Raw genomic sequence first — 10,433 nt, 5'->3', positions numbered from 1 at the left:
TCCTTCTCAGTGGAAGATCGCTTCGCCTCGCCGAACTCCTCTGCCAGCTCCTCCAATAGCTGCCTTTGCCTGGCGGTGAGAGAGGCAGGAGTGTTGATCTTGACCCGTACATGCAGATCGCCTGAGCCGGTGCCATGCAGCCTGGGCATGCCTTTTCCTCTCAAGCGGAAGACCGTCCCGGTCTGAGTTCCTGCAGGCACCTTGATCCTGGCCCGACCGTTCAGGGTGGGGACCTCCAGATCCGCTCCCAGAGCAGCCTGAGTGAAGCTGATAGGAGTCTCCATGATCAGATCGCTATCCAACCGCTGGAAGAGTCTGTGAGGCTGGATATTTATGACCACATAAAGATCGCCGGAGACGCCCTTGGGGCCGGCAGAATCCCCCTGGCCGCGGAGCTTGAGGTGCTGGCCATCCTCCACACCCGCCGGGATCTTGATATTGATCTTGCGAGCCTTTCTTGCCCGTCCCGTGCCGCTGCAGTCCTCGCAGGGGCTGGTGATGAGCTCTCCCCGGCCGCCGCACTTGGGACAGGTGGAGGAGGTGACCATCTGGCCGAAGGGGGTGTTTTGGGCCCGGGTTACCTGGCCCGAGCCCCGACAGGTGCTGCAGGTCACGGGACTTGTGCCGGGCTTAGCCCCGCTGCCCTGGCACTTGGGGCAGTTTTCCGTCCGCGGAACCTCTATAGTCGTCTCCAGGCCGCGTGACGCCTGCTCCAGGGTAAGATCGATATCATAGCGCAGATCCCGGCCCCTGGCCGGCCCCCGCCGTCCTCCCCCACCGCCGAAGAACATATCGAAGATGCTCTCTCCGCCCGCGCCAAAGCCCCGAAGAAGATCCTCGAAGTTCACTCCGCGGAACAGGTCCTCCTGCGAGTACTGACTGTTGATTCCTGCATGGCCGAACTGGTCGTACTTCTGCCGCTTATCCGGATCGGACAGGACCGCATAAGCCTCAGAAAGCTCCTTGAACATCTCCTCCGCCCCGGGATCGTCTGACCGGTCGGGGTGGTGTTTCATGGCGAGCTTGCGGTAGGCGGTCTTGATATCCTTCTCGCTGGCATCCTTGGATACCCCAAGCACATCGTAGTAGTCCTTCTTATCCGGCATGGTACAGTCAGTTCCTTCTTCTGGTTTCCCTGTCTTCCAGCACCCTTTTCTTCCTTATAGTTTATTCTCCAATTTACTTCTTATCGTTTACTACCTCGTAATCTGCGTCCACCGTCTGATCCTGCCCTGTGGAATCCTGACCCGCCTCCGGGCCTGAGCCCTGGCCTGCCTGTCCCTGCTGGGCCTGCTGATCCTGCGCCGCCTTCTGGTACATGGCGGCAGACAGCTCGTAGATTGCGTTCTGCAAGCTCTCCGTCTTGGCCTTGATCTCGGAGATCTCTCCGCCGGTCTGGGCGTTCTTCAGGTCGCTGATGGCCTTCTCGATCTTCTCCTTCTGCTCGCTTGTGGCTATGTCGCCTGCCTCTTTGAGCATCTTCTCCGAGGCATAGATCAGAGATTCAGCAGCATTCTTGACCTCAATCTCCTCTTTTCTCTTCAGGTCGTCGGCGGCAAACCTCTCAGCATCCTTGATCTTGGCGTCGATATCCTCCTGGCTCAGCTTATGGGGAGCGGTGATGGTGATCCTCTGCTCTTTCTTGGTGGCAAGATCCTTGGCTGAGACATGAATGATGCCATTGGCATCGATATCGAATGTGACCTCGATCTGAGGTATGCCTCTTGGCGCAGGAGGGATGCCGACCAGGGTGAACCTTCCCAATGAGACATTATCCTGGGCCATGGGCCTCTCTCCCTGAAGGACATTGACCTCAACGCTGGTCTGGTTATCGGCAGCGGTGGTGAATATCTGGCTCTTTCTGGTGGGAATGGTAGTGTTCCTCTCGATCAGCTTGGTGGTGACGCTTCCCAGGGTCTCTATACCCAAAGAGAGAGGCGTTACATCTAATAGCAGTAGATCCTTGACCTCTCCACCCAGGACGCCCGCCTGAATCGCTGCCCCCATAGCCACGCATTCCATGGGATCCACTCCTCGTTCGATATCCTTTCCAAGGAAGTTCTTAACGAACTCCTGGACCATTGGCATCCTGGTCGGTCCGCCCACCAGGATGATCTTGCCGATATCGGACTTCTCCAGCTTGGAGTCTTTAAGAGCCTGGATCATGGGACCACGGCAGCGCTCCAGCACATCTGCTACCAGCTCCTCCAGTTTGGAGCGGGCTATGGTCATGCTCAGATGCTTGGGGCCGCTGGCATCGGCGGTGATATAGGGCAGATTGAGGTTGGTCTGCAGGACGCTGGATAGCTCTATCTTCGCCACCTCCACTGCTTCCCTCAGACGCTGCATGGCCATGGAGTCGCCACGCAGATCGACTCCAGATTCCTGCTTGAACCTGTCCAGCACATAGTTGGTCAGCCGGTCATCCATATCCCGACCACCCAACTGGGTGTCGCCCGATGTGGACAGGACCTCGAAAACTCCTTCGCCGATCTCCATTATGGTGACATCCAGCGTGCCTCCGCCCAGATCGAAGACCATGATCTTATGCTCGCCCACCTTATCCAGGCCGAAGGCGAGGGCGGCTGCAGTAGGCTCATTTATTATGCGAACGACTTCCAGGCCAGCGATGGTACCAGCATCCTTCGTCGCCTGCCTCTGGTTGTCATTGAAGTAGGCGGGAACGGTGATCACCGCTTTATCCACGCTGTCAGCCAAATAGGTCTCGGCGTCGGTCTTGATCTTTCGCAAGACCTGGGCGGAGATATCCTCAGGGGTGTACTCCTTGTCGAAAACCCTGACCTTGTAGTCCGTGCCCATCTTCCTTTTTATTCCCTGGACGGTTCCATCTGGATTGGTTACAGCCTGCCTCTTTGCCGGCTCGCCGACCAGAACCTGACCATCTTTGGTGAAGGCGACATAGGATGGAAAAGCCTTGCCACCGATGCTTGTCCCTTCTGCGCTGGGAATTATTGTGGGCCGGCCGCCGATCAGAACTGCTGCTGCCGAGTTGCTGGTTCCAAGATCAATACCAATAATTTTTGACAAGATTTCATCTCCTGAACTTAGTAAATGCTACTACTCTGTAAATATTTAAACCTATCATCATATCTTTCCAATTGTATCTCAACCCGCCCTATTTACAGCCTTCTGCCTTCAGGGGCTTATTCACAGCGACCTTGGAGAAGCGAATGACCCGAGAGTTGAAGAGATAGCCTTTCTGTATCTCTTCGGCCACTATGTCCTCTTCCAGATCATCCTTCTTCACCTGAAACAATGCTTCATGCCGGTAGGGATCGAACTTCTTGCCAACCGCTTCAATGGGAACGAGACCTTCCGTAAAGAGCACTCCCAGAAGCTGCATATGGAGCACCTTTTGGCCCTCGTCATGCTTTGCCGCCTGCTCGAGGCTGTCGAGCACGGGGAGAAGCTTTTGGACGAGCTTTTCTGATGCATATTTAACTGTATCCTCCTTCTCCCGAACAGATCGCTTCATCAGATTGTCGAGATCTGCACGGCAGCGCATCAATTGATCGAGGCGCTCCTCAGACAGGATCCGCATCTCCACCAGCTTCCCTTCCAGCTCATCTATTCTGGCAGTTAAGGAGCTTTCATCCTCCTCTTCATCCTGAGCGCTTACTGCTGTATCGTCATCCATTTGCTCCACCCGAAGTATCATTGTTCATTTGATCAAAAGGGAGGATAGGCAAAAGCCGCCTGGTTCCCTCAATAGTGAGGCATTGGCATCTGGGGCATGGTGTAGTCATGCGGGCTCTGACCGGGTTTGGGCGTCATCTCCTCCCTTTTGGCGGCTATGACGTCATCCACCCGAAGGACCATGGTAGCGGCTTCCGCTGCAGACTTAATGGCCTGGGTCTTCACCTTTAAAGGCTCCACCACGCCCTGGGCCATCATATCCGCTGGCTTGCCGGATGCGATGTCCAATCCATAGATCTTGCCCTCACCTTGATTGGCTCTCAGAGCGGCAAGAGAATCCACAGGATCGAATCCTGAGTTCTCGGCCAGGGTAAATGGAATGGCCTCCACGGCATCGGCAAAGGCTCTGATGGCCAGCTGCTCCCTCCCTTCCAGAGTGGAAGCGTACTGCCTCAGATTCTCAGCCACCAGGATCTCCGGGGCTCCTCCACCAGGGACGATCTTTCCGGACCGAATGACATCCATGACCACATTGAGCGAATCGTCCAGAGCCCTTTCCATCTCTTCTAAGAGCTGATCCGAGACCCCATGAAGGATGATTGATATCGCTCTAGCCTTCTCGCAGCCTTCAACGAAGATCATCTGCTTTTCCTTGCCCACCCGTCTCTCCTCTACCAGGGCTGCAGATCCCAAATCCTCTGGACGCAGCTGCATTACATCTCCCACCAGCTTCGCCCCTGTTGCCAGGGCCAGCATCTTCAAATCCTCTCTTTTAACCCGACGGGCAGCCAGGATTCCGCGATTGGCCAGATAGCCCTGGGCGAACACTCCAATTCCCTTCTCACAGAAGACCACATTGGCTCCAGTGGCGATAATGGCGTCGACTTGCTCCTTGATGATCTTCTCCTCGCCCTCCTTGAAAGAGGATAGATTCTTGGCCTCAGTTATGGTAATCTTGGCATCAGTTCCAAGCTTTTTCAGCTCTAAGGTGCCCTCAAGAAGCATAATCCTGGCATTTTTAATTGACTTCGGCATCTGAGGAGATGTTCTCTCCTTTTCCAGCACAATGCCGTAGTTTATGGATGATTCCTCAATTCTGCCTCCAGGAATATGGACCATCTTGATATTCTCCTCAATGTCCTTGCCCTCAAATCCCACCACGGCCCGCGCGGCGTCCACGGATATCTGAGAGAGCCTATCTAGGGCCATCTCAGTGCCTTTTCCCCTGATAGAGGTCCGGGCGATCTTCAGGAGCATCTCCTGGTCTCCGGAGACATCTATTGCCATCTTCTTCAATACTTCCTGCGCCTTGGCGGCCGCCTGCTTGTATCCCTGCACAATAACCGTGGGGTGGACATCCTGCTCCAAGAGTGCCTCCGCCTTCTCCAGCAGCTTTCCGGCAATTATCACTGCGGTGGTGGTTCCGTCCCCAATCTCATCATCCTGGGCTTTTGCCACCTCTACGATCATCTTGGCCACGGGATTTTCTATATCCATCTCTCTGAGGATTGTAGCTCCGTCATTGGTTATAGTCGCATCACCGCTGCCATCGATGAGCATCTTATCCATGCCCTTCGGCCCAAGAGTAGTCCGCACAGCCTCTGCGACTGCCTTTGCTGCTAAAATATTCCTGTGCTGAGCATTCTTCCCGCTCTCTCGCTCGCTTCCTTCCTTCAATATGATTACTGGTACTCCGCTCAAACCTGCCAAACCTTAGTCCTCCCCGACTTTTTCTTAGTACGAGTTTAAAGTTCTATATAAAGAATTCGCGTGATTGCTATCTTCATTGTTATTTAGCTCAGTTAACATATAGTCTATATAGGAAGAACTATATAGCGAGTCCTCAATCAAGGATGCACATATGCAGATAACGCTAAAAGGGATATGCTTTGACCTCTAAGATAGTCTCGGAAAACCTGAACCTCTGGTATGGGGAGAAGCAGGCTCTCAAGGACATCTCCCTGAAGATACCGGAAAAGCAGATAACTGCTCTCATCGGCCCATCAGGCTGCGGAAAGTCGACATTTATTCGCTGCCTGAACCGGATGAACGATCTCGTGACTAGCGTTCGAATCGAAGGCAAGGTCTTTTATGATGATATGGACATCTATGGAAAAGATACAGACGTGGTAGAGCTGCGCAAGAGAATAGGTATGGTATTCCAAAAGCCTAATCCATTTCCCATGTCCATTTATGACAACATCGCCTACGGCCCACGGATTCATGGACAAAAAAATGTTAGCAAGATAGTGGAGCGCAGCCTGAAGGAGTCCGCCCTCTGGGAGGAGGTCAGCGAGAGGCTGGACCAGCCTGCTCTGGGCCTATCAGGTGGCCAACAGCAGAGGTTATGCATCGCCAGGACCCTGGCCATGCGGCCTGATGTTATCTTGTTCGATGAACCCTGCAGTGCATTAGATCCGATCTCAACCGGCAAGATCGAGAGCCTCATGGAGAGCCTCAAGGAAGAGTACACCCAGATAATAGTCACTCACAACATGCAGCAAGCTGCCAGGATCTCTGACATCACTGCTTTCTTCCTTCTCGGCGAGCTGATCGAGGTAGGAGAGACAAAGCATGTCTTTGAAATGCCCGAGATGAAGAGCACCGAGGATTATATCACCGGACGGTTTGGATGAGTCCTGGTGGGGAAGGAGCGAATGATCCCTTATAGACAGCGGTATCGCAAAGATCTTTCAGATCTAAAAAGCTTGACAAAGGATCTCGCCGATCATGTGGGCGAGGCCATAGAAAAATCCGTTATCGCCCTGTCCGATTCAAATGTTGACCTGGCACGAGAGATCATAAAGAATGATCAGGAAGTGGACGACCTGAGCATCAAGATCGAGAACCTATGCATGGAGCTCCTGGTGCTTCAGCAGCCCATGGCCAGGGATCTGAGGAGGATCATAGGAATCCTGAAGATAGGCATAGATTTGGAGAGAATAGGAGATCTGGCTGTGGACATAGCTCGAGTTGCCGCCCAGTCCCATAACGAGATAACCAAGCTGGAGTTCATACCGCGCATGGCGGAGATCAGCAGAAAGATGCTCAGGGAATCGATGGAGGCCCTGATGAACGACGACGCCGATATGGCCCGGCAGATCACCAAGTGGGATTATGAGATCGATGGGCTGTATGTCAAGGCAAGGGATAAGCTTCTGAAAATCATAATCGATCAGCCTGAAGTGATAAAGGAAGGGACCTCGCTGCTCATGGTGAACAGGCATCTGGAGAGGACGGGCGACCACATCTGCAACATCTGTGAGACAATCGTCTACATAGTGGAAGCAAAAAGGGAACACCTGAATTAGGAGGTTCATGGACACCAGAAAGGTGCAGAGGACCGGCAAGTCCACATTCATCGTATCCCTCCCCAAAACCTGGGCCACGAAGAACGGGATTGCCGCTGGCTCAATAGTCTACATCAATCAGGGGGATAACGGGGCTTTAACCCTATCCACCGATCGCTCGGAGAGGGATCTGAGAGTGAAGCTGGATATAGGGGAGAAGACGGGAGATGATCTGATCAGAGACATCATCGGATGCTATGTTGGCGGCTACAGGATCATTGAGGTCACAAGCCCTCATATGTCATCTGCCCAGAAGAAGGATCTGCATCAGATCGTAAACAAGCTCATAGGGCCTGAGATTTTAGAGGAGACCATCAATAAGGTGGTAATTCAGGACCTTTTGAGCTCGGAGGAGCTTCAGTCCGAGAAGGCCTTAAGGAGGATCCGGACGGTGGTCAAATCCATGATTCATGATTCTTTTACCAGCCTCTTGAACAACAACCAGGATGAACTGGCAATGGACGTGATTCAGAGGGATGACGATGTGGACCGGCTCAACCTCCTCATCTCCCGCCAGTTCACCGAGATACTCCGGACCGGTTCGGTTAAGCAGGAGACACAAAACCCCATCCATGCATTCAACTACATGCAGGCGGCTTCAAACCTGGAACGCATTGCCGATCACGCCCATAGGATTGCCCAGATCGCCAGAGAGTATAATTGCACTCTGGCTGATGACCTGAAAGAGGAGCTGATGGATATGGAGGTTCAGCTGTGCGGATTTATCGACGACGCCATATCTTATCTACTGCAGACCAACTCAGACAAGGCCAATGAGATGATAGATCTGATCCGAGAGATCCAAAAGAGCGCCGCGAGGATAACAGTAACCTCGGACAGCCTGGGAAAGTCGGAGATGCTGGAGCGTCTTGTCCTGGCTGCCAGCCTGGAGAGGATGTTCGACTATATCATGAACATCGGTGAACTGACCATCAACCTCAGTCACTCTACGAAGCAGGCGGAGAAGGGTTGATTGCGGAACAGATCGCTCTGCTTCGTTTTCATTTCGTCATTTCCGCTGCATCATTCCTCTCCAGGGCCAGCATCCTCTCTTTGACCTCCAGACCCCAGGCAAAGCCCCCCAAGCCTTTCCGGGCAACGACACGATGGCAGGGAACGAGTATGGCGAATGGATTTGTGGCCATGGCACTTCCCACAGCTCTTGCGCCTTTCGGGCATTGGGCAAGAAAGGCAACCTCCCCATAGGTCAGAGTCTTTCCCCGCCCTATCCCCCGCACCACTGAGTATACCCTCTTTTGAAAATCAGTGCTTCTGGAAATATCCAGATCCGGAGAGGGACAGGGCGCACCCTTCTCCAAATGAGCGGCAATTCTCTCCGCAAGGTGAGAGGGCTCGTCCGGGCTCCCTTGGGAGAGATAGATTCGTTTGACCTTCTGCCCCGAGCATTCCACAATTATGTAGAGGTCAAGGGCAGTGACAAAAGCGCCTTTAGTCATCCCTTGATGATCTCCCTGTAGGTCTTAAACCGGCCGAGCTCCACCCGCTCCACCTCCCTGCTGGTGGTGTCGAAGATGGCGACGGTAGAGTAGCCAGTGAGGTGGCCCCAGATCTCTCCCGGATTGACCAGCAGGGTCCTGCCATGGCTGGATACCTCAAAGATGTGGTTATGCCCACGGACGAGGACGTCATAGAGCTGGGATGCCAGGACTGCCCTCACCAGAGGCTCTTCTGTGCCATGCATAAGGGCGATCTTCAAGCCATCCACTTCAACCTCTCCGAAGTCTCCCAGATACTCACCGCCCACCCGGGCAAACTCCTTGGCCAGGCCCACCCGGTCCCCATCGTTGTTGCCATACACCAGCTTTATGGGGATATTCAGGCCCTCGAAGGTATAGCAGTTGCCTGAGCCGATCATATCTCCGGCGAAGAGGATCATAAAGACACCTCTGGAGGAGAAGACCCTCAGGGCATCCTTGACGCCCTGAAATCGGTCATGGGCATCGGACATAATACCAATCAACATAAGATCCCTTTATGCCACAATTGGAGCATTCTTATCAGTTGCGCTCATGCTCGCAGTCGCATCTGGGCCAGCCCGAAAGATCTAAGTACAAGAACTAACCTGGTAGCGAGAGGCCCGCCTTAACTCAGCCTGGTAGAGTGCGCGGCTGTAGTATGTCTCGCACCGTAGAGGTGCTACGCGCAGTCACCGCGATGTCCCCGGTTCGAATCTGGGAGGCGGGATCTGTTGTGTCCGGATGGTGTAGTGGCCCATCATGAAGGCCTGTCGAGCCTTCGACCCGGGTTCGAATCCCGGTCCGGGCGTATTATTACCTGTAAAGAAAGGCAGAGCGGAAAGGGTTTAAGCTGATAAAATCACGGTCATTTCAGTTCGCACCACGAAGAGGAATGACTTAGGGTTAAGCGGAGGCCTCACAAGGGTTTCCGCTTTTCTCTAAACGTCTTTCTTGCAGTACTTTTTTAACACCATCTTCAAAAAGCTGTGAATAGCTTCTGAAGTCTCCAGATTCCACAGCTTCTTTTGCCTCTGCATAAGTCCTTTCATCTATGCTTATGCTGATCTTTTTGTAAGCCATGCTCTATATTATTCTCCTACTCGGTTATATATCTTCCTACTGGATCGCACTAGATAGTTTTATATATGAGGGGCATAGGGTAGTATTTGGTGCGAATTGAAATGTTGAACAAACTCGTTGTATCAAGCCCGGTAACTCAAAGCCGGGAAGCAGTTGAGCAGTTGATCACCTACCATAACCACGGACAGCAGCCGGTGGAGATGCCCGATTTCTACAGGCTCACTGGTGAAATGGTCCTGGTCCTCAATAACAAGAAGGACGCCTATTATGTGACCACACCCAAATCCTGCAGTTGCCCGGCGGCCACATATCATCCCGGCCAGCCGTGCAAGCACTCCAGAAAGTACTTCCCCAAGCCCAAACCAGTAGAGGAGCCCACAATAGACCTCAGGGCTAGCCTGCCAGGGTGGCCGGAGGGCGCACACGGCCCGGTGGAGGCGATCTGAGATGGATCGCGTTGAGCACTTCCACAGCTCCGGGCCATCCCCGGAGCCATTGAGGATCAAGGTAGAACGTGGTCAGAAGGGAGGATATGCCTTTGAGGTGAGCCTGTCCGGAGTGGATGAGGCGGCGATGGTCGCCAGGATCAAAGAGATCTACAAGAAGCTTGATGCTGAATTCTGCTCTAAGGCGGTGGTCTGAGATGAGCGCCTTCTTCAAGCTCTTCAACCTCGGGGTAGCCGGAGCCGGCCTCTACCTCCTTTTTATATGGGGGTGGTGGTAATGGCCGCCCTTGATATGGAGATGGCCGCCCACGTGCATGAGCGCCTGGCCAGGATGGATGAGGCCATAGAGCTTATGCAAGACCTCCGCAAAGAGACAGTGGAACTCTTCGCCGAACTCTTCCAGAAGGACCTATTCGCCTTTG

12 protein-coding genes and 2 tRNA genes are annotated in these 10,433 nt (G+C 53.5%); 7 read left to right on the top strand and 7 right to left on the bottom strand.

Annotated features, from left to right (window positions below):
- From dnaJ to thsA, 4 genes are all read right to left on the bottom strand, one after another.
- A partial coding sequence (gene dnaJ, locus BP727_RS09620; protein ID WP_286858559.1) for a molecular chaperone DnaJ occupies positions 1-1,106 on the bottom strand: 1,106 nt, incomplete at its 3' end.
- 73 nt (positions 1,107-1,179) lie between these two features.
- Complete coding sequence (dnaK, locus tag BP727_RS09615; RefSeq protein ID WP_013718835.1) at positions 1,180-3,048, bottom strand: molecular chaperone DnaK; 1,869 nt, start codon at positions 3,046-3,048, stop codon at positions 1,180-1,182.
- An 88-nt stretch (positions 3,049-3,136) separates the two neighbouring features.
- Complete coding sequence (locus BP727_RS09610; RefSeq protein ID WP_273277873.1) at positions 3,137-3,658, bottom strand: nucleotide exchange factor GrpE; 522 nt, start codon at positions 3,656-3,658, stop codon at positions 3,137-3,139.
- Between the two features lie 68 nt (positions 3,659-3,726).
- The gene (gene thsA, locus BP727_RS09605; protein WP_273277874.1) at positions 3,727-5,367 is read right to left on the bottom strand and encodes a thermosome subunit alpha; all 1,641 of its coding nucleotides are present in this window, start codon (positions 5,365-5,367) and stop codon (positions 3,727-3,729) included.
- A gap of 179 nt (positions 5,368-5,546) precedes the next feature.
- Between thsA and pstB the strand changes: the two genes are divergently transcribed.
- The 3 genes from pstB to BP727_RS09590 are packed head-to-tail and all read left to right on the top strand — an operon-like array spanning position 5,547 to position 7,980.
- Positions 5,547-6,293: a phosphate ABC transporter ATP-binding protein PstB gene (gene pstB / locus BP727_RS09600; RefSeq protein WP_013718838.1), complete on the top strand. Its 747-nt coding sequence runs from the start codon at positions 5,547-5,549 to the stop codon at positions 6,291-6,293.
- A 21-nt stretch (positions 6,294-6,314) separates the two neighbouring features.
- Entirely contained in the window at positions 6,315-6,968 is a 654-nt protein-coding gene (phoU, locus tag BP727_RS09595; protein ID WP_273277875.1) for a phosphate signaling complex protein PhoU, read from the top strand.
- 7 nt (positions 6,969-6,975) lie between these two features.
- A complete protein-coding gene (locus tag BP727_RS09590; RefSeq protein ID WP_273277876.1) occupies positions 6,976-7,980 on the top strand; it encodes a phosphate uptake regulator PhoU in 1,005 nt (334 codons plus the stop codon).
- A 28-nt stretch (positions 7,981-8,008) separates the two neighbouring features.
- On the opposite strand, the gene BP727_RS09585 is transcribed toward BP727_RS09590, so the two are convergent.
- Both BP727_RS09585 and BP727_RS09580 read right to left on the bottom strand, forming a co-directional pair.
- On the bottom strand, positions 8,009-8,464 hold the full coding sequence (locus tag BP727_RS09585; protein ID WP_013718841.1) for a methylated-DNA--[protein]-cysteine S-methyltransferase: 456 nt from the start codon (positions 8,462-8,464) through the stop codon (positions 8,009-8,011).
- Positions 8,461-8,991, bottom strand: coding sequence for a metallophosphoesterase (locus BP727_RS09580; protein WP_013718842.1), 531 nt, complete (start codon positions 8,989-8,991; stop codon positions 8,461-8,463). The genes BP727_RS09585 and BP727_RS09580 overlap by 4 nt, the downstream gene beginning before the upstream one ends.
- 113 nt (positions 8,992-9,104) lie before the next feature.
- Here BP727_RS09580 and BP727_RS09575 point away from each other — a divergent pair.
- Together BP727_RS09575 and BP727_RS09570 are read left to right on the top strand one after the other, a co-directional pair.
- A tRNA-Tyr gene (locus BP727_RS09575) sits at positions 9,105-9,212 on the top strand.
- Positions 9,213-9,220: 8 nt separating this feature from the next.
- Positions 9,221-9,293: transfer RNA gene (locus tag BP727_RS09570), tRNA-Asp, on the top strand.
- Positions 9,294-9,388: 95 nt separating this feature from the next.
- Here BP727_RS09570 and BP727_RS09565 read toward each other — a convergent pair.
- Positions 9,389-9,565: a hypothetical protein gene (locus tag BP727_RS09565; RefSeq protein WP_286858553.1), complete on the bottom strand. Its 177-nt coding sequence runs from the start codon at positions 9,563-9,565 to the stop codon at positions 9,389-9,391.
- 101 nt (positions 9,566-9,666) lie between these two features.
- Between BP727_RS09565 and BP727_RS09560 the strand changes: the two genes are divergently transcribed.
- Both BP727_RS09560 and BP727_RS09555 read left to right on the top strand, forming a co-directional pair.
- On the top strand, positions 9,667-10,011 hold the full coding sequence (locus BP727_RS09560) for a hypothetical protein (RefSeq protein WP_286858551.1): 345 nt from the start codon (positions 9,667-9,669) through the stop codon (positions 10,009-10,011).
- A gap of 1 nt (position 10,012) precedes the next feature.
- Positions 10,013-10,207, top strand: coding sequence for a hypothetical protein (locus BP727_RS09555; RefSeq protein ID WP_286858549.1), 195 nt, complete (start codon positions 10,013-10,015; stop codon positions 10,205-10,207).
- Positions 10,208-10,433 lie beyond the last annotated feature (226 nt).

It is taken from the genome of Methanosaeta sp. UBA356 (assembly GCF_002496465.1).
Taxonomy (GTDB): Archaea; Halobacteriota; Methanosarcinia; order Methanotrichales; family Methanotrichaceae; genus Methanothrix; species Methanothrix soehngenii.
The sequence above is the reverse complement of the archived record's forward strand: the minus strand, read 5'-3'. Positions and strand labels throughout refer to the sequence as shown.